The sequence below is a fragment of the Aeromicrobium wangtongii genome, from assembly GCF_024584515.1.
Taxonomy (GTDB): Bacteria; Actinomycetota; Actinomycetes; order Propionibacteriales; family Nocardioidaceae; genus Aeromicrobium; species Aeromicrobium wangtongii.
On record NZ_CP102173.1, the window covers coordinates 2,219,772 to 2,244,358 of the forward strand.

General features: G+C 64.9%; 14 protein-coding genes. 5 read left to right on the plus strand and 9 right to left on the minus strand.

The window, feature by feature from the left end:
- Nucleotides 1-16 precede the first annotated feature (16 nt).
- The gene (locus NQV15_RS10935) at nt 17-5,179 is read left to right on the plus strand and encodes a DEAD/DEAH box helicase (protein WP_232399889.1); all 5,163 of its coding nucleotides are present in this window, start codon (nt 17-19) and stop codon (nt 5,177-5,179) included.
- 79 nt (nt 5,180-5,258) lie between these two features.
- Here NQV15_RS10935 and NQV15_RS10940 read toward each other — a convergent pair whose 3' ends face one another.
- Nucleotides 5,259-6,437 (minus strand): hypothetical protein, encoded by a 1,179-nt coding sequence (locus tag NQV15_RS10940; RefSeq protein WP_232399890.1) that lies wholly within the window; start codon nt 6,435-6,437, stop codon nt 5,259-5,261.
- A 596-nt stretch (nt 6,438-7,033) separates the two neighbouring features.
- Here NQV15_RS10940 and NQV15_RS10945 point away from each other — a divergent pair.
- Entirely contained in the window at nt 7,034-7,417 is a 384-nt protein-coding gene (locus NQV15_RS10945; protein ID WP_232399987.1) for a very short patch repair endonuclease, read from the plus strand.
- Here NQV15_RS10945 and NQV15_RS10950 read toward each other — a convergent pair.
- Together NQV15_RS10950 and NQV15_RS10955 are read right to left on the minus strand one after the other, a co-directional pair.
- Nucleotides 7,398-8,720 (minus strand): DNA cytosine methyltransferase, encoded by a 1,323-nt coding sequence (locus tag NQV15_RS10950; protein ID WP_232399891.1) that lies wholly within the window; start codon nt 8,718-8,720, stop codon nt 7,398-7,400. The two genes, NQV15_RS10945 and NQV15_RS10950, sit on opposite strands and share 20 nt — an antisense overlap.
- A gap of 188 nt (nt 8,721-8,908) precedes the next feature.
- Nucleotides 8,909-11,266, minus strand: coding sequence for a UvrD-helicase domain-containing protein (locus tag NQV15_RS10955; protein ID WP_232399892.1), 2,358 nt, complete (start codon nt 11,264-11,266; stop codon nt 8,909-8,911).
- A 552-nt stretch (nt 11,267-11,818) separates the two neighbouring features.
- On the opposite strand from NQV15_RS10955, the gene NQV15_RS10960 reads away from it, so the two are divergent.
- Entirely contained in the window at nt 11,819-12,382 is a 564-nt protein-coding gene (locus NQV15_RS10960) for an NERD domain-containing protein (RefSeq protein ID WP_232399893.1), read from the plus strand.
- Nucleotides 12,383-12,595: 213 nt separating this feature from the next.
- Here NQV15_RS10960 and NQV15_RS10965 read toward each other — a convergent pair whose 3' ends face one another.
- The gene (locus NQV15_RS10965) at nt 12,596-13,576 is read right to left on the minus strand and encodes an LLM class flavin-dependent oxidoreductase (RefSeq protein ID WP_232399894.1); all 981 of its coding nucleotides are present in this window, start codon (nt 13,574-13,576) and stop codon (nt 12,596-12,598) included.
- A gap of 293 nt (nt 13,577-13,869) precedes the next feature.
- Between NQV15_RS10965 and NQV15_RS10970 the strand changes: the two genes are divergently transcribed.
- Complete coding sequence (locus tag NQV15_RS10970; protein ID WP_232399895.1) at nt 13,870-17,037, plus strand: fibronectin type III domain-containing protein; 3,168 nt, start codon at nt 13,870-13,872, stop codon at nt 17,035-17,037.
- A gap of 66 nt (nt 17,038-17,103) precedes the next feature.
- Entirely contained in the window at nt 17,104-17,904 is an 801-nt protein-coding gene (locus NQV15_RS10975) for a flavodoxin family protein (RefSeq protein WP_232399896.1), read from the plus strand.
- Nucleotides 17,905-17,922: 18 nt separating this feature from the next.
- Here the strand turns inward: NQV15_RS10975 and NQV15_RS10980 are convergent, their stop codons facing one another.
- From NQV15_RS10980 to nrdR, 5 genes are all read right to left on the minus strand, one after another.
- Nucleotides 17,923-18,963, minus strand: coding sequence for a hemolysin family protein (locus tag NQV15_RS10980; RefSeq protein ID WP_232399897.1), 1,041 nt, complete (start codon nt 18,961-18,963; stop codon nt 17,923-17,925).
- Nucleotides 18,960-20,315, minus strand: coding sequence for a hemolysin family protein (locus NQV15_RS10985; RefSeq protein ID WP_232399898.1), 1,356 nt, complete (start codon nt 20,313-20,315; stop codon nt 18,960-18,962). Before NQV15_RS10985 ends, NQV15_RS10980 begins: the two co-directional genes overlap by 4 nt.
- 124 nt (nt 20,316-20,439) lie before the next feature.
- Nucleotides 20,440-20,787, minus strand: coding sequence for an SdpI family protein (locus NQV15_RS10990; RefSeq protein ID WP_232399899.1), 348 nt, complete (start codon nt 20,785-20,787; stop codon nt 20,440-20,442).
- 92 nt (nt 20,788-20,879) lie between these two features.
- Nucleotides 20,880-23,819: a vitamin B12-dependent ribonucleotide reductase gene (locus tag NQV15_RS10995; RefSeq protein WP_232399900.1), complete on the minus strand. Its 2,940-nt coding sequence runs from the start codon at nt 23,817-23,819 to the stop codon at nt 20,880-20,882.
- Between the two features lie 105 nt (nt 23,820-23,924).
- Nucleotides 23,925-24,437: a transcriptional regulator NrdR gene (gene nrdR / locus NQV15_RS11000; protein WP_232399901.1), complete on the minus strand. Its 513-nt coding sequence runs from the start codon at nt 24,435-24,437 to the stop codon at nt 23,925-23,927.
- Nucleotides 24,438-24,587: the final 150 nt, after the last annotated feature.

Consider the following 24,587-nt stretch of genomic DNA (forward strand, 5'->3'; position numbering starts at 1 on the left):
GCCATCACGATCCGGCATGCCGGCACCTGCAAGCGTGGCCACCGCCATTGAGGAGGCCGTGCTCTCATACATCGACACGGCCTACTGGCTTCGTGACCGAGACCTGGCGGCAGAGCGTCGCGCGCTGCTCTCCGAACCTGGAATGCTCTTTCAGGACCCACTCATTGAGCCTGTACTGCCCTACCCAAACGTTCGTCCTGCACTCGATGTATGCCGTTCTGTCGGCCTTGACGAGGCTGAGACCGACATCCTGCTGAAGGGTGTCTTTGGCGACTGGGCCGGGCGTGACATGCTGCTCCGCGAGCATCAGGCGGATGCTCTGACCCTGTCCATGGCTGACAAGTATCCGGTCGTCACGTCGGGCACTGGATCCGGCAAGACAGAGAGTTTCATGCTCCCGGTGCTCGCGCGGCTAATGCTCGAGGCCCGCTCCTGGAACGGGGCGAGTCGGACGAACGCATGGTGGGACGCGCAGCCCGAACGCTGGTCACCGACCCGGATCGAAGAGCGCGACGCGGCTGTCCGCACGATCGTCCTCTATCCGATGAACGCCCTGGTCGAGGACCAGGTCTCCCGGCTTCGCAGGACATTGCGGCGGATCGTGAGTCTCGGCGGACCGAGTCTGTGGTTTGGTCGTTACACGGGCGCGACGCTGGGTGGCACTGCAATGCCCGTACACGGGCGGCATCGAGCTCTTGGCCACGTCGTGTCCGCGGTTCAAACGATGGTCTCCGAGATCGAAGACCTGAAGAACCTCGGTGAGGATCTGACGTCGCTGATGAGCGATCCGCGTGAGAATGAGCTCGTAACCCGGTGGGACATGATCCAGACGCCGCCGGACATCCTCATAACCAACTACTCGATGCTGAACGTCATGCTCATGCGCGACCTCGAGCAGCCGATCTTTTCGACGACCCGCGACTGGTTGCGCGCCGACCGAACCCGTTCCATCACTCTCGTCGTTGACGAGTTGCATCTCTACCGCGGGACGCAGGGCGCCGAAGTCTCGATGATCGTGCGGGCTCTATGCGATCGGCTCGGCCTCGAACCAGACTCGCGCCAGTTGAAGATCATCGCCACCAGTGCATCTCTTGACAACGATCGTGCCGAATACCTAGAGCGGTTCTTCGGAACTAGCCGGGATGCCTTCGTGACGGTGCCCGGCCACCCTCGCAGCGTCTCAGCAGACCTGCCCCTCAGTGCTAGCGACATCAAGGCGAAGCTCGAGAATGGCGACCTTACGTGCATCGACGAGGCGATCGCCGCTGCATGCCACGACGGCGACCCCACGGGTGGTTTTCGCGCCACACCCCTTCGCGAGGTTGCAAGTCGCTTGCTCGACGACGGCGACCAGGGTCTTCTCGCCCAAGTCCTTGACCGCCTGGGCTCCGCTCCCTCCGAGGGGCAGATCCCATTCCGCAGCCACATGATGGTTCGGACCATGCGCGGGCTGTGGGCGTGTGTTGATCCCCAATGTCCCCAAGCGTCTGGCGACAATCGTGCAGTCGGAAAACTCCACTCCAGGCCAGCCGGGTTCTGCGAATGCGGTGCCCGTGTGCTTGAACTGCTCTACTGCGACCACTGTGGCGACGTCAGCCTCGGCGGCTGGGTCGTCGGCGAGGAAGACGGGGGCACATTCATCGCATCTACTCCTAGCAGTGAAGGCATCGACAGCGACAAAGTCATATTTCGACGCCCGTCAAACAGGTACCTCTGGTACCGCCCAGGCGCCCTGCCAACATCCGCGACTTGGAATCATCGCGGGCCCGGTACCGAAGTCAAATTCAGTTTCGTCGGAGCGGAACTGAGCCCGAAGCTCGGGTACGTCCGGACCGCTCCCGCTGCCGAAGCCACGGGGGTGATGCTCGTGCACTCCGGCGCTGGAGACTGGTCGCCGCCTGCACTCCCATCTCGGTGCCCCTCGTGCGGCCACCACAATGTCCAGCAACGCTTTCGCCAAGGAGCCGTACGCTCACCAATCCGAGCGCATACCCAAGGCACCAATCAGGCTGCCCAACTGCTTGTCTCGGAGACCACACGAGCAGTCGCATCAGACGGTCGCCCGGAGAAGACAATCGTCTTCACTGATAGCCGCGACGATGCGGCCGAGGCTGCCGTCGGACTCGCGCAGAACGGCTTCGCTGATCTGTTGAGACAACTCGTCCAGAAGAGTTTCAATGCCGAGAACGACATCGTGCGAATCCTTCGAGACGGACCTAAGCCGGGAGCCCTCACCTCAAGCGACCTCGTCCGCTGGAGCGCGTTGGGACAAGAGTTTCCCGATGCGATGCGCGCGTACATGCTCTCAGCAGCAGGTGCAGCAGACGATGCTGCAAGGGTCATCATCGGCTCTTTCGAAGCTGAGAACACCGCCCTCCGCCGTGTTTCGCTGCCAGACCTCATCGCCAGTCTGACCGGGGAGCTCGTTGCGCTAGGTGTGCCACCCGGCGGTCAGCGCGCTGCGCTGATGAAACTCGATGACGGCGAGCCTTGGTATCGCGCGTTTGATCCCCCGCTCCCTGGCGAGTGGACACCACTTCCGCCTGGACCAACACGCGACCAGTACCAACTGCGATTCCGCCGATACTTGACCATGGCGCTCGGTGATGCGCTTCTAGGTGGCCGAGGTCGCGACATCGAGAGCACTCTCGTGGCACACGTTGCTCCCCGCCCGACCGGTGACGACCTGTTCGACGCCGTGTTGGCATCGACCATTCGGCTGTACGGACGTGCGAACCGGTGGACTCCAGGTCATTCCTCCGATGCAGCAAGCATGCCCCGGCGGGTCACCGACTTCCTGCGTCGTGCTGCCGGGGCGAACTCCCTTGACCATGACGAATTGGTTGCGCGAGTCACCTCACATCTTCTTCCCGCGATGGACGGATGCTCGCTCGGCCTCGAGAAGGGAGACCTTCCCGTCATCCTTCGTCGACATGGGAGCCATGTGTGGGTCTGCTCAACCTGCTCCACTCGCCACCTGCACGAGTCGGCTAGCACGTGCATCCGGGAGTCGTGCGAGGGGAAACTCGAGCTCGTCGAACATGACGTCCTTGCCGAGTCGGACTACTACGTTCGGCTAAGTCACCTCGAACCAAACCGATTGGCCGTAGCCGAGCTGACGGGGCAGACGAGTCCCGCATCCGAGGCTCGGGCCCGACAACGACGGTTCCGCGGCGCCCTGCTTCCAAACCCACGGGAGAACGGGCGCACTACTCCATTGGATGTCCTCAGCGTGACGACCACCATGGAGGTCGGAATCGACATTGGCAGTCTGAACTCGACGGTGATGGCCAACATGCCCCCGCAACGATTCAACTATCAGCAGCGGGTTGGGCGCGCCGGACGCTCGAACCAGCCCTTCTCCTACGCGCTGACCCTGTGTCGAGACCGGTCCCACGACGACTACTACTTCGTTGAGTCGCAGCGGATGACCGGAGACGTTCCGCCACAGCCCTTCCTGGACACCAGTCGCCCGCTCATTCTACGCCGGGTGGCGACGGCAGAGGTGCTTCGGCGGGCTTTCGGAGCGTTGACATCTCCCCCGACTGGACGCTCCTCCGTTCACGGGTCCTTCGGCCACGTTCATGACTGGACGAGGAACCGAGATGAGGTGGCGTCGTATCTCGCAACGTCACCAGTTGTCGCAACCGTAGTTAGAAGGTTGGCTGCCTATACGGGAGTGTCGGCACAGGATGTCATCGCGATCAGCGACTGGATCAGGACCAAGCTCGTCACCGAGATCGACGCTGCCTACGGCGATCCGCTGCTGACGCAGGCTGATCTCTCCGAGCGGCTCGCGAACGCGGGGCTACTCCCGATGTTCGGGTTCCCGACACGCGTTCGGACTCTCCATTACGTTCCCGGCGCCGGCCGAGGCTCGGAGCAGATCTCGGACCGTTCACTCGGACAAGCCGTGTCGCTTTTTTCGCCCGGATCGCGTGTGACAAAGGACGGTTGGGTCTACACCGCCAACGGGTTCGCTTCCTACTCGCGCAACGGCCCGAGCGCCGCCAATCCCCTAGGTCCATCTACGTTCATTCGGCGATGCCAGCAATGCACCTACTCAGTGGCCGGTTCTGACGTCGGGCCTACCTCCATTTGCCCCGTCTGCGGCGCAGTGCTCGAGCAAACCACCATGCACCAGCCTCTTGGCTTTCGCACGGAAGCGCAGCGGGACGATCGACGAGCCGACGATGAGGTGTCGAGCACCGCCTCTCGGCCGGTACTCGGCTGGGCGGAAGAGCCCGCCTCGCCTAGACCGATAGCCGCGATGGACACGTGGGTACTGGACCAGGGCAAGTTGCTGACTATCAACACCAACGGTGGTCGCCTCTTCCAGACTGAGCGCCAGCCTGACGGCAGCCACGTCGTCCGAGACGATCCAACCCAAACGGGTGGCTTCGGCATCGGCGACATACGCGTGACTGATGCGCTGATGATCGTCCCAGCACGTCTCGACCTTGAGGACGGCGTAGTGCCGATCCTCGAGCGGCAGTCGACCAGCGGACGCGCGGCGCTCTACTCGTTCGCTGAGGCTCTGCGTCGGGGAGTGCAAGCAGAACTTGATGTCGACCCTAGCGAACTCACCGTCGGACTTCAGCCACGCCGAGCGGGTGGTGTGGTCACTGCGGGCATCTACGTGGCTGACCTCCTCGAGAATGGGGCGGGCTACGCCTCGGAACTGGGCCGGGGCGATCGCCTTGAGCGAGTCATCGCTCGTATCGCAGACGATCTCGGTTCCATCTGGTCCGCCGCGTCCCACGACGGGTGCGATTCGTCATGCCCCGATTGCCTTCGTTCATATGACAATCGCCATCTACATCCTATGTTGGACTGGCGACTTGCCCTGGACATCGCGGAACTCGCTCTCGGCCGCCGAGCGACTACTGACCGTTGGGCTCCAGTCGGTCGCCGCGCAGTTGAGCGATTCGCTGGTGCATTCAGTGACGCGCTGGGGCCCATCGAAGTCGGCGAGGAAGCAGGAGTGCCGTTCGTAGCTCATGGCCAACGGGTAGTCGGCCTTGGATACCCTCTGTGGCGACCAGACACGGTGTCTGCCACGACGCCTCGGGGGGTGTTCGTGGCTTCAATGACCAGTCACGGGCGGATCGCCAATGTCGTGGATTGCCGCATAGCAGCGGCATTCCCAGAGCGGGTTTTCCGGGAACTGCGGGCTTGAGGGGCTGACGGCGCCGGGATTTAGCCGCGGCGACGTGTCGGACGTGTGCATGGCGAACTGAGTCTTGCGACCACAGGCGCTAGGCGCAGGCGGGCACTTCGATCGACCTGGTATATATCAGAAAGTTGTCGATGTCCTTCTTCCTGATCATGACCTTGCCATTGCGAGACTTGCCGTCTGGCTGCTTGAAGTCCTTCTGGAAGTCCCCGAGGACAACGGGGGCGTTCGCTTGATTCACCTCCAGGATCTTCACGCGAACGAATCGCACGGCCTCCTTGAACCGCCCCGCGTACGAGAGCGGGTCATACGTCGGACTGCGTCCGACATGCCCGACCGACCTCCGCCAGTCGTTCCAAGCGATCGTCGACACGTTGTCGTTATCGCGTCCGTGCCACGTCTCGTGCTCATAAATCACGTACCAGAAGCGGCCCGTCTCCGCGAGACACCGGAAGAAGTCGGTCGCGTCATTTCCAGGCGAGTCGTTTACGGCAATGTTAGAAGCCTTGAGGTCGCCGTAGTGCTGCATCACGCCGTGGTCGAGGAAGCGAAGATCGTAATCGAAATCGCCTTGCCGCTTCTTTTTCTGAACCTCGACGAGGTGGCCGAGGCGGTTGTGCTCGAGGTACCGGCTCAAACGGAACTCTACGTAGAAGCCCGCCCATTCGTTCTGGAACTTGTCTGGCCAGTTGGCAGCGTGCATTTCTTGCACGGCAGTCAGGCCGTCGATCCTCGCCCCATCCAGGAACGCGCGGCTAAAGCGATCGAATACTTCGATGTGGGGGTTCTTCTCCTTATAGCCGTGAGTCAGGTAGGCCTCGAACTGGTCGGCCCTCACGCTGGTCAGGCGATTGCCGTTCTTGTCCTTGCGGGAGAACTGTCCGAGTGTCTGACCCTGGAAGAGGTCATTCGTCGCGACATGGGCGGCCGAGTTGTTGGCCTTGCGCTTGACGTAGGTGGACGGGTCGAAATCCACGAAGATCGTCGTTTCGGCGTAGTTGTAGACGCCAATGAACCGGACAGTTAGGCCGTCTGCACGCCCCCGCTCCTCGATGTCGAGCCAGTAACGCGGGATCTGAATTCGCTTCTTGAATGCCTCCCACGGCCGGCCGAGATGTGTGACCTGCTTCACCAGGATGACCTGGTCCTGGAAGCGCACGACCGAGCGACCGGCATACGGCTCGATCCGGGCGGCAGGCAAGGCGCCAAACAGCAACTCGCGCTTGCGACTTGGTGTCAGGGTCGTGTCGATGTCCTGCATCAGAGTGCCATCAGGCCCAATTTGGTCGACGCTCTCGGATCCCATGGCCTCTATTAGTATCAGGGCCGGGGCCAGCACTTGGCAGCGATCGGCTCAGGTGCCCGCGGAGGGTGGAACCCGCGACGAAGAGCGCTGAACGTTTGTTCGAGACTGAGCGCAGAAACAACTCGCTCACGCACCGGCCGACGACTAGATGTGCTCGGCCATCCCGCGCCAGCCGACTGAATAGTGGGAATCCTCCGAGCGCGCTGTGGGTGCGACCAATGCTGTAGTGCTTGATCCAGGGCGCAAGGGTCCGGCATTGCCCTAAGCGCGAGCCGAGAACACGTAGCACTAGAACCAACCACCGTGCCTACCTTTCAAAGAGCGCTACTGGACTACTTTTTTGAAGAGCGACAACAATGGCACACCTCAGGCGCAAGGCCGATTCAACAAGCGAATGTCGACAACTTCTCGTGTACTCGTCCGCCCTTGCAACAGAGCGCAATGAGGGGCCCCGGATGGTCATACGCCTGGCAGGATAGTCGGAGGGAACGAGTGCGACCATGAACCTCGAGCCAGAGCGCGTCAGTCCTGGGGGGCACCTCACTGCCAAGATGTCTACGCTGGCGCGCCAAGACACTCGGCCCGAGCTCGCACTGCGGTCAGAACTTCATAGTCGGGGCATGCGCTACCGCGTTCAGGTCGTCGTGCCAGGAAACAAAAGGCGCCGAATGGACATCGCTTTCACCAAAGTGGAGGTCGCCGTGTTCGTCGACGGCTGCTTCTGGCACGGATGCCCCGCCCATGGGACCCGCCCAGCGACCAATCGGGAGTGGTGGGACTGGAAGATCCAACGGAACAAGGACAGAGACGAAGACACGAACCGGCTGCTGGCCGAACACGGCTGGCAAGTTGTTCGCGTGTGGGAGCACGAGCCGGCCGAAGAAGCGGCCGTCCGGATCCAGCAGGTTGTCGAGGCTAGACGACGGCCTTCGTGATCTCCTGCAGTGCCTCGTCTGCGTTGACGGGAGTGGACGCTGCGAGCGCCTCCCAGCGCTCCCCGGAGCGGGCCATCTGCGAGCGCAGCACGTGGTATGCCACGCCGACGTTGACACCGTTGCCCATCTGCTTGTAGGTCAGCGCGTCGGGCTGTCCCGGGAACTCATAGGAGTCGGGAAGACCCTGAAGGCGGGCGGCTTCACGCGGGGTCAGTCGACGTAGAGGCGAGCCCAAAATGGTGGTCTGCGTGATCGCAACGAGCGCAGGCACGTAGGTCGGACGCTTCACACGAATCCCCGACGGGCGGAAGTGCATGATGCACTCCTCGAGCGACTGCGCGTCCTGAGCCTGCCACTCAAACTTCCGGCGCGAAGGCGGCATGTCTGCGAGCCCATTGAACTCGTCGAGCCACGGGTCCAGGACAGCCCGGTACTGCGTGTAGAACTCGGAGTTCTTGCGGAGGAAGTTGGCCTTCCACCCCGGTGTGCCCTCGGGGATGAAGAGATCGTCCTCGTGCACGAACTCGTCTACCCAGATCGGGAAACCCGGAAGCTTCGGCACGCCCAGTTCGCGCAGTCGCCGAACAAATTCAGACCACACGCGCACCCAATGCTGCTCAGTCTCGGTGAGCTCGTAATTGGCGCGTTCGACAATCTCGTCCTCGCGCTCCAAGATCTCGTCCTTGAGCGACCACTGCTGCGGGTCCCAACCCGCCAGCGGCCGGTTGGTCACGATGGGCTCGACCTCGTCGTACGCGGTCTCGTCCCCGACGTATGTGCCGACGATGAAGACGCGCTCGCGGATCTGCGGACGGCCCCCCATGTCAGGCGGAAGCAAGTGCGGCGAAAAAACAGCCGGGGTCGATGACACCTGGTAGCCAAGCTCGCGCAGGCTCCGGATGATCACCTCCCACTCGTGCGCGTGACGAGGACCGGCGATGTTACGGACGTTCTCCAGCAAGACCAACGAAGGTCGGTGCTCCTCGAGGATCTTGCAGATGTTGTAGAACAGGGTGCCGCGCGCCTCGTCCATCCCCCGCTGGAAACCAGACTTGGAGAACGGCTGGCACGGGAAGCCAGCCGCCAACACGTCGTGCTTCGGCACCTTCACAACTGGATCGGTCTCCGGCACAATGTCGCCGTGCACTTCCATGTTCCAGTTGTGCTGGTAGATCTTGGCGGCCGCCTCGTCAATCTCTGACGCATAGACGCACTTGCCTCCAAGCGCGCTGAGCGCAGCGTGGAAGCCTCCGATGCCCGCAAAGAGGTCGATAAAGGTGAAGGATGGTTCTTTCGAGCTCATGTTCGAACCTTATTCCTCGCCTCGGACAGCCTCGCGGATTGACCGAATGTGTTGTGCAATGACTCGCGTCTCAGTGCCTGCTGAACGCTTCGACGAGTCTAGGCGAGCATCCGTGCGCCTTGCGCCAAACACGTGCCGCGCGAGAAAAGTGCCTGGAATGCCGCGTGCTGCAAGCGATGTGGGCATGGTCACCTGGGGCCATCCGCGAGAGCGGCCGTATGACGGCACCGCGGAAACTCGGTGCACCCGAGGAACCGGCCGTGCGGCCCAGAGCGACCAACCATCGTGCCCTTGCCGCAGCGCGGGCAAACGACTGGTGGGCGGTACCCGTTGGGATTGACGGTCACGAGGTCGTCGGCGAGAAGCTCGGTGAGGAACGGCGACTCCGCCCCGGGCACACCGATCAGCACCACCTGCCGCCGCGCACGGGTCAAGGCGACGTAGAACAGTCGTCGTTCCTCCGCGTGCTCGTACTGGTCCGGCCCCCCCATGGCCAGGCCAAGGATCGGGTCATCGGCGATCTGGCTCGGGAAGCCGTATCTGCCGCGTCCCAGGTTGGGCACGATGACGTAATCGGCCTCCAACCCCTTTGACCCGTGAACCGTCCGGAAAGTCACGGTGATGCTCGCATGAGACCACTTCGGCATGAGGTCGGTGTCGAACCAGTAGCGGCCGAGGACGTAGACCGTGACAGGGTCGCCGCTCACCTCGCCCGAGGACATCCGACGGGCCAGCGATTGGAGCCATGTCTCGATCGCCGCGCCCACTCCACTCTCCGACGAGGCATAGGTCAAAAGAACCGGGTCACCTCCCCCGTGTACTGACACGACGCGCTTTGCGATCTGCCGAGGATTCTTCGACACGAAGGCGCTGGACACATCGCATATTCGCTGCGTGCATCTGAATGTCGTCTGTAGACGCAAGGTGTGTCCTCGTCCGAACCATCGCTCGAATTCCGTCATCACCGAGATGTCTGCACCGGCGAACCGGTTGATTGCCTGCCAGTCGTCGCCGACGGCCAGCAGGTACCGGCCGGCCGGCTTCACGACTCCCGCGACAAGACGAGCTCGAGCTTGGCTGGCATCCTGGAACTCGTCGACGAGAACGAGGTCGAACGATGGCGAGGTGTCGCCGCGTTCAATGTGCTGCGCTGCCGCCACCAGCATGTCCTCGAAGTCCACCGAGCCGTCCTGCAGCAGGCGGTCTTGCCACTCGTCGTGAATGGCCCAGTAGATGTCCAGAAACAAGTGGGTCCGGTGGCTTTGGACGTGCTTCGGTTCGCCCCTGAGGCGCTCCTGGATTCCGTCTCGATCGAGCGAGTTCGACTTCACGTGCGCCATGAACGTCCGCATGAGTCGCGCGAGTTCTTCGTGCCTGACCGGCTGCTCGCCGGGAATGGGCCGATCAGGATTCCAGTCGAGGGTCAGCCCGACGGACTTGAGCCGAGCGGCCAACGAATCGAACCCCTTCAGGGAAATGATGTCGGCCCACGTCGTCTCGATGAGGGTGCTGCCATTCGCGGCGTGCAGGCTCTTCTTCCACCTCATCGACTCCTCGTAGCCTTCGAAATCGGCCGGGGGTTTGCCGTCGAATCCGATGGCCCAGTGCTCGTGCCACGCGCCTACATCGGGGTAGTAGAAGTCTGGTCTGTACTCGGAGTAGTCCGCCGTTGCCACATCGCGTTCGTACGGTCGTTCGTACTGGTAGTTGATGCCGTTCAGATAGAGCCAGTCCGCAATGAGGCGCTCCCCCTGCGACTTGACCACTTCGCCATTGAACGTCCGCAGCCCCGTACGTCGCTCGGTCTTGTCCCACGCGTCCGGCTCGACCTCGTGCTCCGGATCGACGTCCACGCGGGCATAAAGAAGCCGGAAGACGTCCCACTTGAACCGAAAGTCCCAGGAGCGGTCTCGCAGCTCATCGACGATCGTCATGATCATGCGGGTGTCCTCTCCCGCATCCAACCAGGAGGCCAGTCTCGGCTTGCGGCCTGTGGCGGCGCCGATCACGGTGAGACCGAACGAATGGAAGGTCGCCGCTTTGACACCCTCCGCCGGGATGCCTGACGCGCCGAGCCTCGTGGTGACCCGCTCCTGCAGCTCTTTGGCAGCCGCCTTGTTGAAGGCCAGCAGCAAGATCCGTTCGGGCTGCACGAATCCCCGCTCGATGGCGTAGGCAGCCCGAGCCACCATGACCGAGGTCTTGCCCGAGCCTGCTGCCGCGACCACGTTGACGCGATTGTCGAAGCAGATCACGGCTCGGGCCTGCTCCTCGGTCAATGGCGACGATTCGATGGAGTCGAAGAAGTCGCGCCGAAGCACCAGCTCGTTAGCGACGATCTGCTCGTTGCACAGGCGGATCCACTCGCGGAAATCTGTCCCCAGAAGATCCACCGCGTCGCGCTCTACGTCCGACAGCACAGCGAGGACAGGATCACTACGAAGCAAGGCCCCGGTGGCTTTATCAATCGCAGGGCCTTCGCTCATTAGAGAGCTGATGGTCTCTTCGGAGATCCACCGACCCGCGTCAAGTGCCTGCTCGACCACGTGGTGCACTCGCTGGGACCAACGCACAAGCACCGCCAGGACCTGAGCGACCTTTAATCGAGTCTCGTGCTCGCGAATTGCCGCACTCAGGGAAATCGCCACGGCCCGCGGGACGCCGGGCAGACGCACCGGCGTCCCGTGGTGCGGTAGCTCTAGGACTCGCCGAAACCAGCGGCGGCGCACTGAGATAGCGAGGGCGTCGCGACCTACGAGCATCACTTGGTTGCCGGCCCAGGAAGCTCCGAATCTGTCTTCGTAGCGAGCGAGCTGCCATGCCGAGTCGCTTCGAGTCTTCGAGCCGGTCCACACCTGCACTGGTACATCCGTCATGCTCTGGGCCCTCTTGCAATCGGTGGTTCGCGCCGTGCGGGCACACCGCACAGGCTAGAGCGACGCGCCCCGGCGCACTGCAAGTTCAGCGATAATAACGCCGTGGGAACCCCAACAGGTCACCGACTGCTAGTTCGCGAACGCGGCTGATGCCTCAATGTGCCGCGGCCGCACCGCCCGACTGCCTGAATGAGCCCGCCAATTCGGCGGAAGGAGTGCCGGGTGGCGAAGTATCAGCCGTATTCACGGCGCGTGCTGCGTGCCTTGTTTCGACGATGGGCAGCACACCACCGCAAGTTTTTGGCGGCCGTGTGCGTCGTAACCGTCGTCGTGTTGGTGGCGGAAACTGACATATTCACCGCGTTCTGGCATTTACCCGAGAGGGCCTACCTCCTCGGCCTCATTCGTGCGGGCCTCATTGCGAGCATCGCGCACCTCGTGCACACATCATTTGTGGCGAGCAATCGTGAGGCCATCTGGCACCTGCGGAGGGCTTGGGGCGAGGAGAACACTCGAGGCGAGCTACAACGTGCCAAGCGCAAAGGCCTGGTGTGGGGGTCGATCGACAGCGTGAACATCGGCACCGGCGATATCGACCACTTGATCGTGACGCGTGATGGTGGCCTCGTCGTGTTGGACTCGAAATGGCGGACTGAATCGGTGACCGACCCGTCAGGCATGGTCCGCTCTGCGGAGAAGGTCAAGATGCGAGCAGAAGCAGTGGCGCGGACGTTGCTTGGAAACGAACGTGGCAGCCATCGGGCAGCCGTAACGCCGTGCCCGTGACCCCTGGCGTTGTCCTGTGGGGACCTTCTCAACTAGACCTGCCGGACAACGCGACCAGCAGAGACATCGGCTTCGTTGACGGAAAGCGGCTCGTTGAGTGGATCGCTCAGAGACAAGGCGATCCAGTGGACAAAGCCGCGGCGACCGACTTGCTGCGCCAACTGAAGGAGTTTCGAGCGCCGTCCTGGGACGCCAACGCCATCAGCTGAGGGGTCAGCCGATAAACGCGTCAGCGAACAGCTCAGCCGACTTCAGCCGCTGTTCGGCCCGCGGGCTCTGGTGGGCGACGATGAGCTCGTCGATACCGGTCTGCTCGACGAACGCCGTGACCTCCTTGAGCACGGTGTCGGGCGTGCCGGCCGAGCTGTAGGTCATCATGCCGCGCAGGTGCGCGCCCTGGGGCGAGGCGAGGATCTGGTCGGCCTGTTCGTCGGTGTACTTGGTGCCGGGACGCACGAGCAGGGCCACGCGGGTGCGCATGACCTCGAGCTGCTGGCGCTCGGCGTCGGCCTGGTCGTCGGCGGCGATGACGTTGAACGCGGCCATCAGGTGGGGCTTGTCGAGCTGCTCGGACGGCTTGAACTCGCGGCGGTACAGCGCGATCGCGTCGTGCAGGGCGGCCGGGGCGAAGTGCGACGCGAAGGCGTACGGCAGGCCGAGGGCAGCGGCCAGGCCCGCGCCGTACAGCGAGGAGCCGAGGATGTAGAGCGGGACGTTGGTGCCGGTGCCGGGGTAGGCGGCGACGTCCGGGATGCGCGACTCGCCGCGCAGGTACGCCTGCAGCTCCAGGACGTCCTCCGGGAAGGTGTCCGACGACGTGGCGTTGCGGCGCAGCGCGTGCATCGTGTTCTGGTCGGTGCCGGGCGCACGGCCCAGGCCGAGATCGATGCGTCCGGGGTGCAGGGTCTCCAGGGTGCCGAACTGCTCGGCGATCTGCAGCGGCGAGTGGTTGGGCAGCATCACTCCCCCGGCGCCGAGCCGGATGCTGCTGGTGTGCGCGGCCACGTGGGCGATCAGCACCGACGTCGCCGACGACGCGATCGCGGCCATGTTGTGGTGCTCGGCGTACCAGACCCGCTGGTAACCGGTCTGCTCCGCGGTCTGCGCCAGGGCGACGGTTCCAGCCAGCGCTTCGGCGACCGACTGGTCGCGCGCGACGGTTGCAAGGTCGAGGATCGAAACCGGCACAGACATGAAACACCCTTCGTGGACACAGCGACGCCGGTCGGCGTCGTCATCTATCAGTAACAACCGATCGGGGCGCGATTCCCATCCCGGGTCAGCGTCGGCAACCTCTCATCGCCCTGGCCCTGGTCATCGGCCCTCATGTCCGATTCCGCAGACGAGGAGCCCAAGGGCATGAAACGATGGGCGACGCTTTCGGGCACGCGTCTGACGCCGATCCGGCATGCATAGGCAATGAACGTGTAGGGCGCGCACGGTATCGAGCACCTCTACTGACGAGTCCCGGAAGGATTCCCACCGTCGTGCTCTCCCCCAAGACCCGAGTGCTGCTCTGCCTCGTCCTGCCCACCCTGCTGCTGGCGCCGGTGCTGACGATCACGCCGGCGTCCGCGGACGACCTGGACCACGTCAGCACAGCCACCGGGACGCCCGAGCTCGTCACCGTGAACGAGCCCTCACTGCCGCCAGGTGTCAGCCTGGACGACCCGACGGACACCACGTCCCTGCTGAAGAAAGCAGGCGTAGACGGCGAACCGGTCACCAAGGACGGGACCCCCAAGCGCTCCCTGGCCCGGGCAGCGGCCACCTACTTCCCCGCCGGCGCGTCGGTCATCCCGGGCTACGGTGGCCATGTGGCTCCGGCGTGCGCTGGGGACGGAACCGACGGCCGACGCGTGCGCGTCATGTACGTCCGCGAGACGAGCGACCCTTCGCGCCTGACGGCCCTGCGTGGTTCGTTCCTCAACGAGCTCGCGCAGGTCGACGACCTGTTCGCGTACGCGTCGAGCGCGCCCGGCGAGAGCCGTCGAGTCCGCTGGTACAGCGACCCGAACTGCCAGCCAACCATTGACGAGGTCGTCGTCGCCGTTGGTGTGCTGTCCGTCGGCGGATCGGCAGGACACACGGCCCTGACCAACGCGCTGAACAAGGCCGGCTACACCAACAACATGCACAAGTACATCGTGTTCGCAGAGGGCAACCGCATCGGCGGCAGCACGTGTGGGCTCGGGAACTTCTACCAAGACGTGCGTCCCGGAGCAGAGAATTACAACAATGGCGGCGGTAACACCAGCCCCACGGTCGCTCGCATCGACACCGTCTGCTGGTTCAGCAACGCGTCGTCGGCCACCACCACGCACGAGCTCATGCACACGCTTGGTGGTGTGCTGCAGTCCGCCCCGGACGCCACCTTGTACGGGCACTGCCACGACGCGCGCGACCCGATGTGTTACGACGACGGGTCGGGGATGCCGATGCGTTCGGTGTGCACGCAGACCGGCGCCGCGCTGCAGCTCGACTGCAACAAGGACGACTACTTCAACATTGCGCCCGCTTCCGGCACGTACCTGGCGAACAACTGGAACGTGGCTAACTCGCTGTTCCTGACCAAGGTCGCCTTCGGTACAGACCCGTGGTCTTCCGCGGCGCTGACAGTGGACCCTCCGGTGGTGACCACCGGCCAGGACGCAACACTCCTGGTTGCTGGGACGCCCGCTGGGACCACCGCAGCCTTCTCTGTCAGCAACGACAAGTGCACCGTGGTGCCGGCAGGTTCGTCCGCGGACGGTATCCGCGGCACCCTGAACTGCTCTGCCCGGGCGGTTCCCGGCAATCCGGACACCACGACCGTGGTGGTCACCGCCGCTCTGTCTCACCCGGACTACCCCACCAGTTCCCGCTCGCTGAACGTCACTGTGAAGCGGGCTGCACCGCCGATGGTGGCTGTGGCGGGCGGCCCGGAGGTGCGGACGAACGTCCCCTACACGATCCGTGCCACGTCGGCGGCGACCGGTCTCAGCTGGGGCTGGACGGCATCCGACTCCCGGTGCCAGCTGGACGGCGCAGCTACCCCCGTGCTGACGATTACGTGCCCTGACGCGTCCGCAGGCCGTTTGCTCGAACTGTCGGTGACAGCGACCGCCCCGGACGGTCAGTCCTACACGGCGTACGCCGACGTTGACGTCATCGCCCAGTACTCCTCACCCGAGCTCGACCTTTTGGGCCCGAGGGACGTCAAGACGGGCAACGAGTACATCTACACGGCGGACCTCACCTCCGCCGACCCTGCCGACCCGGTGACGTACTCCTGGAAAGACGAACACATCGAGGCCGGTCGCGAGTACGAGTCGACCATCGTCGGTCCCACCGACCAGCGCACAGTGAAGCTGAAGCCGATCCAGAATGGTGAGCGACGTCTGACCGTGACTGTGACCGTAGGGTCGCATACCTTGAGTTCGCAGCTGTTCTACCTGGCAACCACCGACTACGTCGTGACCGTCACGTCCAGCCACAACACTGCGATGTCTGGGACTCCGGTGGTGTTCGACGCGACCGCAACGGACACGTTCCGCACCAACTTCTCCTGGTCTCTCAACCCAAAGGCAGAGAGCGGAGGGTGCAGGATCTCGTCGGAGATGACCCCCGAGGACCCACACCACAGCGCGGTGTCTGTCACGTGCCCGGCAGGCTTCTCAGGTCCCGTCACCGCCACTGTGACAGGCACAGGCAAGAGCGGGCAGGTGGAGGCTTCCGGGTCCAGCACTGTCCAGTTCGCGGCCGTCCCGTTCAGCGTCGCCTTCCTGCAGACGCCGACTGGCAAGGTTGGCAACGGCAAGGCGGGGACATTCACCGTCACGTCCACGGTGCCCGCACAGTTCCACTGGGTGCCCACCCGACCCGAGTGCACTGTTGGAAACCCCGGCTCGTTGTCTGAGACCCAGATGACTGCCACGGTCACCTGCCCGGTTACCGTCCACGGGAATGTGGGCCTGACCGTCGTAGCAACCGAGATCGACCCCGTCGCGGGTGATGGCAAGGGCCGGACGCGTACCGCTACGGCGTCGATGGAAGTGGACAAGGCGCCACCACCACCCGCGGCTGTCACTGGCGTGGAGGTTGTGGCCTACGACCCGACGACGATCTCGCTGAGGTGGAACCCGTCTGCGGGCGCCGAATCCTACGTTGTCCGGTACAGCACCCGCAGTGACGGCAGCTATTACATGACCACGACCGTCGCCGGTGGCGCCAGCACCACGCTCACTGGGCTGTCGCCTGGCATTACCCACTACGTCAGCATCGTCGCCATTCGCGGGGGTGTCGCCTCGGACCCCACAGGTTGGTGGCCGGTCACGACTCCCCTTGTCATGACTCCGCTCCCGCCGCGTCGGACACCTTCCACCCCTGCTCCTTTCGTGGCCAAGCCGTCAGGCGTGAAGATGAAGGCGCACACGAAGACGACCATCACCCCGAAGTGGTCGCGGCCGGCCGGTGCGAAGAAGTTCATCGTCTACTACGGCACGAAGGCGAACGGAAAGGGCGCGAAGTCCAAGACCGTTGGCAACAAGGCGGCGGTCAAGCTGACGCGTCTGAAGAAGAACACCCGGTACTACGTGCGGGTGATCGCCGTGTCAGCTGCTGGGAAGAAGTCGGCGTACTCCAAACAGGTCAGCATGAAGACCAAGGCGAAGTGAATCTGCTGAGGTAGGCACTTCGACAAGCTCAACGGGCGTGAGCCGTAGATCATATAGATTTGGCGCATGGGTTTGCGGGTAGGTGTTGTGCTGGCCAGTGATCACGGCTATTCGGGGACCACCGGTCAGCTCGTGACGGAGCTGCTCGATCGGCTGCAGGCCGGCACCACGGTGGAGGTCGACACGGTGCTGACGACCGATCTGGAGCTCGGGTCCAGCTGCCCCGCGTGCCTGCGCTGCATGACCGACGGCGAGCAGGCGTGCCCCAACTTCGACCGCGCCGCCGCGGCCCGCCGCGTGATGGACGACGCCGACCTGGTCATCTTCGCGACGCCGGTGCACTCCTTCCAGGTCTCGGCCAGCATGAAGCGGTTCATCGACCACTTCGCCTACCTCATCCACCGCCCCGCCTACGTCGGGCGGCCGGCCGTCCTGATCTCGTCAGCCGCCGGCGGCGGACACGACGCGGCCCTGGAGTACCTGCGCAGCGCGGTGCGGCGCTGGGGATTCCACACCGTCGGCCAGCTGGGCGCCAACGGCCCCGGCCTGGCTCGCCCCGGCTACCGGGCCAAGGTCGACGCCGCGCTGGACGAGCTCGCGCCCCTCGCCCTGGCCGCACCGAACCAGCCGGAACCGAAGCCGACGACAGCAGACCTGATCGGCTTCCGGGTCGCCAAGATCCTGGTCGACTCCGGACGCGAGGACGGCCCCGTCGACGCGAAGTACTGGGACGAGCGCGGCTGGTTCGACGCCGAATGGTGGACCGACCAGAAACCGCCGTTCGTCGCCAACCGCATCGCCGGCCTGGTCGAGAAGAAGATCCGCAAGGGCATCAATGAGGGCTCGGCCGACCCCTACCGCGGCTGACCTCACTCCCCCGCGCCGTCACATGCTGGCGGCGTCCTGCACCTCCCCCACGAGTTCCTCGATGATGTCCTCGAGAAACAGCACGCCCGTCGTGACACCGTCCTGGTCCAGCGACCTGGCCACGTGACCCCCGGTGCGCCGCATCAGGTGCAGCGCATCCTCGAGGTCGGCCTCGCGGAACGTCGAGGTCAGGCGGCGGATGCGCTTGGCCGGCACCGGGGCCGTGAAGGCGTCCCCCTCGGTCAGGTCCATGACGTCCTTGAGGTGCAGGTAGCCGACCGGCGCCTGGTCGGCACCGGCGACGACGTAGCGGGAGAACCCGTGCTCCGCGACCGCGTGCTGGACGTCAGCGGGGGTCGCCCCGAACGGCAGGACGACCATGTCGGCCATCGGCACCTCGACGTCACAGACCTTCTTGGCGCTGAACTCGAAGGCGGCCGTCAGGGTGCCGGACGTGTCGTCCAGGACGCCCTCCCGGGTGGACTGCTCGACGATGTTGGCGACCTCGTCGAGGGTGAACGTGCTGCTGGCCTCGTCCTTGGGCTCGACCTTGAACAGGCGCAGCACGGCGTTCGCCACACCGTTCAGCGACCAGATGACCGGCTTGAAGAACCTCGAGACCATGACCAGCGGCGGCGCCAGGATCAGCGCGGCGCGGTCCGGGACCGAGAACGACAGGTTCTTGGGCACCATCTCGCCGAACACGACATGCAGGAACGTCACCAGCGCGAGCGCCACGATGAACGCGATGACGCCGATCGCCTCGGCGGACAGCGACGTGACGCCCAGCGGGATCTCCAGCAGGTGGTGGATGGCCGGCTCGGAGACGTTCAGGATCAGCAGCGAGCACACCGTGATGCCCAGCTGGCTGGTGGCCAGCATCAAGGTGGCGTGCTCCATCGCCCACAGCGTGGTCTTGGCCGCCTTGCTGCCGGCCTCCGCCTTGGGCTCGATCTGCGAGCGACGGGCGGAGATGACGGCGAACTCGGCGCCGACGAAGAAGGCATTGCCCGCCAGCAGGACGACGAGCCAGATGACTCCGGGAAGGTACTCACTCATGACAGGTCCTCACGCAGCTGATCGACGATCCGGTCGTGTGTCCCGGCCAGCGCCAGATCGGCGTCGGCCGGGATGAACCGGATCCGCTCGATGCGGCCGCCGTGGACCCGCTCGACCCGCAGGACTCCGTCCTGGGTGCTGACCTCGTCGCCCAGCTCGGCGACCCGGTCCAACACGTCGGTGACGAAACCACCAGCGGTGTCGTAGCCATCTCCCTCGGGGACCCGGACGCCGGCGCGGTCGAGCACCTCGTCGGGCCGCAGCGCCGCGTCGAAGACGACCGAGCGGCCGCTCCGGCGCACCTCGCTGCGCAGACGGTCGTGCTCGTCCTCGAGCTCGCCGACGAGCTCCTCGACCAGGTCCTCGAGCGTGACGACGCCCTCGGTGCCGCCGAACTCGTCCAGCACGATCGCGATCTGGTAGCTCTGGGAGCGCAGCACGCCCAGCAGCGACTCGACGCCCATCGACTGCGGCACCAGCAGCGCCTCGGTCAGCAGCTCGCTGACCGGCACGGTGGCCTGGTCGGCCAGCGGAACGGCAAAGGCCTGCTTGACGTGGACGATGCCCCGGACGTCATCGGAGTCCTTGCCGATCACCGGGAACCGGGAGTACCCGCTGCTGCCCGCCAGCGCGATGACGTCGGCGGCGGTGGCGTCGACGTCCACGCTGACCATCCGCACCCGCGGGGTCAGGACGTCGGCGGCGGACAGGTGGGAGAACCGCAGCGTGCGGCCCAGGAGGGTCGCGTGGTCGTCGTCCAGCACCCCGGCCATCGCCGAGCGGCGCACCAGTGAGCTGAGCTCCTCGGCCGTGCGGGCGCCGGACAGCTCCTCCTTCGGCTCCACGCCCAACGACCTGATGACGGCGTTGGCGGTGTTGTTGAACAGCAGGATCAGTGGCTTGAGCACCGTCGTGAACACGATCTGGAACGGCACCACGATCTTGGCCGTGGCCAGCGGAACGGCCAGCGCGAAGTTCTTGGGGACGAGCTCGCCGATGATCATCGAGAACAGGGTCGCCAGCAGGACGCCGACGACCGCACCGACTCCGGTGACCGCGCCGTCCGGGAGGCCGGCGGCGCCCAGCGGCTCGCGCAGCAGCGAGCTGACGGCGGGCTCGAAGGTGTAACCGGTGAGCAGCGTCGTCAGCGTGATGCCGAGCTGCGCGCTCGACAGGTGCGTCGAGGTGATCTTCAGCGCGCTGATGGTCGGGCCGAGTCGCTTCTCGCCGCGCTCCTGGCGGGCCTCGAGCTCATTGCGGTCCAGGTTGACCAGCGCGAACTCCGAGGCGACGAACAGGCCGGTTCCCACGGTCAGGGCCAAGCCGATGCCCAGCATGATCCACTCGTTCATGGGCACTCACCTCCCCTCTTCAGGCGCAGGCACGATGGCAGAGGTGAGCAGGTTCTGGCAGGGGGAGGGTCATCCATGATGCTGGGAGTTTACTGACCCACATCAACCTGCATGGCCCCACCGTTCAAACGGCCCGCGCGGCCCGCCCGGCACGGATGGCAGCGAGCGTCATCAGACCCAGCAATGCCGCGTAACCGGCGATGACCACCACGACCGCGAGGCGGGTGCCGACGATTGCCAGCACACCGGCAACCAGTCCCGCCGCTGCGCAGATCCACGCCGCTGCGCGGACAGCCGACACCGCGGCGCGATGCCCGGCATACCAGGCCTCGTCGGACGCCATGGTCGCCTTGGTGCGGATGCCGATGAGGGCGTTGCGGTCGAGCCCGTCACGGGCCGATGCCTGCGCCAGCCATCCGAGCAGAAGGCTCACCGCCACCAGGGATGCCGCCGGCAGGATGAGCGTCTCCATGACCGCGAGGCTATCGCGACAGCCCGTAACGGCCCCGGCCCGAGCTCTCCGCGAAGGAGAACCCGGGCCGGGATCGTTGTACGGCTACTGGATCAGCTGCAGCCGCTGGTGCTTCCGCAGCCCTCGCACACGTGGCAAGAGCCGGCGGGACGCATCTTGGTGCCGCACGTCATGCACAGCGGCGAGTCGACCGCCGAGCCGGTGATCTGCTCGAACAGCTCGGCGCTGGTGTGCGCCTGCGACGGAGCCGGCTTGGCGGCGGCCGCCGTGTGGGCGTCACCGGAGACCGAGGCCGTCGTTTCGACAGGCTCCGTTTCGACAAGCTCAACGGGCGTCTTCGCCGTTTCGACCTTCGCCGTTTCGACAGGCTCAACGGGCGCCGACTCGATCAGCTCGGCGGCGGTGGTGCCGGCGTTGTCGACGGGCTCGTAGGAGCCGGTGTCGAGGTAACGCTGACGCTCGTCGGAGGAGAAGATGCCCAGCGCCGACCGGGTGTCGAAGTCCAGGTAGTCCAGGGCCAGGCGACGGAACGTGTAGTCCATGATCGACTGGCTCATGCGGACGTCCGGGTCGTCGGTCAGACCGGCGGGCTCGAACTTCATGTTCGTGAACTTGCTGACGAAGGTCTCCAGCGGCACGCCGTACTGCAGCGAGATGCTGATCGCGATGCTGAAGGCGTCCATCATGCCCGCCAGGGTCGAGCCCTGCTTGCCCAGCTTGAGGAAGATCTCGCCGAGCGAGCCGTCCTCGTGCGCACCGGAGGTCATGTAGCCCTCGGCGCCACCGACGGAGAACGACGTCGTGATGGCCTGGCGCGACTTCGGCAGGCGACGACGGATCGGCTTCTCGACGATGACTTCCTTGATGACTTCCTTGACCTCGACCGAGCCCGAGGACTTGGCCTCCTTGCCGTCGGACAGCGGCTGGCCGACCTTGCAGTTGTCGCGGTAGACCGCCAGCGCCTTCAGGCCCAGCTTCCAGCCCTGGAAGTAGACGTCCTTGATCTCCTCGACCGTGGCCGTCTCCGGCAGGTTGACCGTCTTGGAGATGGCACCGGACAGGAACGGCTGGCAGGCAGCCATCATCAGCACGTGGCCCATGGGAGCGATCGAGCGCTTGCCCATCGCGGTGTCGAAGACCTCGTAGTGCTCGGTCTTGAGACCCGGCGCGTCGACGACGTGACCGTTCTCGGCGATGTACTCCACGATCGCCTCGATCGTCTCGTTCGCGTAGCCGAGCTTCTTCAGCGCAGCCGGGATCGTCTGGTTGACGATCTGCATCGAGCCGCCGCCGACGAGCTTCTTGAACTTGACGAGCGAGAAGTCCGGCTCGATGCCGGTCGTGTCGCAGTCCATCATGAAGCCGATGGTGCCGGTCGGGGCCAGCACGGACGCCTGGCTGTTGCGCCAGCCGTTCTTGGCACCGATCTTCAGGTTGTCGGCCCACTGCTTGGCGGCCTCACGGTGCACGTCGATGTCGATCGAGTGCATCGTGCGGATCTGGTCGTTGGCGGCCTGGTGCTTGCGCATGACGCGCTCGTGGCCCGAGGCGTTCTGGGCGAAGCCGTCGTACGGGCCGACGACGCCGGCCAGCTCGGCCGAGCGGCGGTAGGACGTGCCGGTCATCAGCGAGGTGATCGCGCCGGCGAGGGCACGGCCGCCGTCGGAGTCGTACGCCAGGCCGGACGCCATGAGCAGCGCGCCGAGGTTGGCGAAGCCGATGCCGAGCTGACGGTAGGCACGCGTCGTCTCGCCGATCGCCTCGGTCGGGAAGTCGGCGAAGCAGATGCTGATGTCCATCGCGGTGATGATGAACTCGACGGCCTTGACGAAGGTCTTGGTGTCGAACGAACCGTCGTCCTTGAGGAACTTCAGCAGGTTCAGCGAGGCCAGGTTGCAGCTGGAGTTGTCCAGGTGCATGTACTCCGAGCACGGGTTGGACGCCGTGATGCGTCCGGCCTCGGGCGAGGTGTGCCAGTCGTTGATCGTGCCGTCGTACTGGATGCCGGGATCGGCGCAGGCCCAGGCGGCCTTGGCGATGTCGTCCCACAGCTTGCGGGCGTCGACGGTCTCGATGACCTCGCCGGTCGTGCGGGCGCGCAGACCGAACTCCTTGCCCTCCTCGACCGCGCGCATGAACTCGTCGTTGACGCGGATGGAGTTGTTGGCGTTCTGGTACTGCACCGAGGTGATGTCGGCGCCACCGAGGTCCATGTCGTAGCCGGCGTCGCGGAGGACGCGGATCTTGTCCTCCTCCTTGGCCTTGGTCTCGACGAACTCGGCGATGTCGGGGTGATCGACGTCCAGCACGACCATCTTGGCCGCACGACGCGTGGCGCCACCGGACTTGATGGTGCCGGCGGACGCATCCGCACCGCGCATGAACGAGACCGGGCCGGAGGCCGTGCCACCCGAGGAGCGGAGCAGCTCCTTGGACGAACGGATGCGGCTCAGGTTCAGGCCGGCACCGGAGCCGCCCTTGAAGATCAGGCCCTCCTCCTTGTACCAGTTCAGGATCGAGTCCATCGAGTCATCCACCGCGAGGATGAAGCAGGCGCTGACCTGCTGCGGGCTGGACGTGCCGACGTTGAACCACACCGGGCTGTTGAAGCTGAAGACCTGGTGCAGGAGCATGTGCGTCAGCTCGTGCTCGAAGATCGTGGCCTGCTCCTCGTTGGCGAAGTAGCCGTTGTCGCGGCCGGCCTGCGTGTAGGTCAGGACGACGCGGTCCAACAGCTGCTTGAGGCTGGTCTCACGCTCCGGCGAGCCGACGGCGCCGCGGAAGTACTTGGTCGTGACGATCGTGGAGGCGTTGACGCTCCAGAACTCGGGGAACTCCACGCCGCGCTGCTCGAAGACGTTCTCGCCGGTCTTCCAGTTGGTCTGGACGACATCGCGACGCTCCCACGTGACGGCGTCGTACGGGTGCACGCCCTCGGTCGTGTAGACGCGCTCGACCGTGAGGCCCGCGCCTGCCTTGGCCTTGGCTGCCTTGCGCGGGGACCCCGTGGGGCCGCTGACCGTCTCCGTCATGTGGTTGCTCCTGTGTATGCGGTGAATGAATGGTGGTGCTGGTGTTTCGGGAAGTTCTGGGCGCGGGTCGTGCAGTACAACAACCCCGCCGGGGTGGATGTTTCGTCAGCTGCCGTCGGTGGCGCTGCGGTCGCGCGACGGGTCGCGGGTCTGCTCGGCCAGCTCGCCGTCGGCCGCGGCGACCATCAGCGTCGCGATCTCGGCGGCGAAGTCATCGGCGCACTCGAACGACTTGTAGACGCTGGCGAAGCGCAGGTACGCGACCTCGTCCAGGGCCTTGAGCGGCTCGAGGATGGCCATGCCGACCTCGTGCGCCGGGATCTCGGCCGCGCCGCGGTCACGCAGCGCGTCCTCGACCTGCTGGCCCAGACGCGCCAGGTCGTCGGTCGAGACCGGACGTCCCTTGCACGCCTTGGCGACACCGGCGATGGCCTTGTCGCGGATGAACGGCTCGGTGGCACCGGACCGCTTGGCGATCATGAGCTGCATCTGCTCGATCGTGGTGAAGCGCTTGCCGCACTCCGAGCAGGCCCGGCGACGACGAATGGCGCCGCCCTCGTCGGCCACCCGGCTGTCGAGCACCTTCGTATCGGTGTTCTTGCAGAACGGGCAGTGCATGGCGCGCTCCTTCCGGGGGCTGACGAGGATGTGCTGACGACGTTCTTGGGGATGAACCTGTGGATCACGCTGTGCACTCGAGCTCTGGCCTGTGCATCAGCGGCGACATCCTGTGGACCCACATGTGGAGAACTACAACCGTGTAAGTAC

Coding starts and splice junctions, on each gene's coding strand:
- NQV15_RS10935 (WP_232399889.1), top strand. CDS start 17: ATGCCGGCACCTGCAAGCGTGGCCACCGCCATTGAGGAGGCCGTGCTC.
- NQV15_RS10940 (WP_232399890.1), bottom strand. CDS start 6,437: ATGCAGGACATCGACACGACCCTGACACCAAGTCGCAAGCGCGAGTTG.
- NQV15_RS10945 (WP_232399987.1), top strand. CDS start 7,034: ATGTCTACGCTGGCGCGCCAAGACACTCGGCCCGAGCTCGCACTGCGG.
- NQV15_RS10950 (WP_232399891.1), bottom strand. CDS start 8,720: ATGAGCTCGAAAGAACCATCCTTCACCTTTATCGACCTCTTTGCGGGC.
- NQV15_RS10965 (WP_232399894.1), bottom strand. CDS start 13,576: ATGTCTGTGCCGGTTTCGATCCTCGACCTTGCAACCGTCGCGCGCGAC.
- NQV15_RS10975 (WP_232399896.1), top strand. CDS start 17,104: ATGGGTTTGCGGGTAGGTGTTGTGCTGGCCAGTGATCACGGCTATTCG.
- NQV15_RS10980 (WP_232399897.1), bottom strand. CDS start 18,963: ATGAGTGAGTACCTTCCCGGAGTCATCTGGCTCGTCGTCCTGCTGGCG.
- NQV15_RS10985 (WP_232399898.1), bottom strand. CDS start 20,315: ATGAACGAGTGGATCATGCTGGGCATCGGCTTGGCCCTGACCGTGGGA.
- NQV15_RS10990 (WP_232399899.1), bottom strand. CDS start 20,787: ATGGAGACGCTCATCCTGCCGGCGGCATCCCTGGTGGCGGTGAGCCTT.
- NQV15_RS10995 (WP_232399900.1), bottom strand. CDS start 23,819: ATGACGGAGACGGTCAGCGGCCCCACGGGGTCCCCGCGCAAGGCAGCC.
- nrdR (WP_232399901.1), bottom strand. CDS start 24,437: ATGCACTGCCCGTTCTGCAAGAACACCGATACGAAGGTGCTCGACAGC.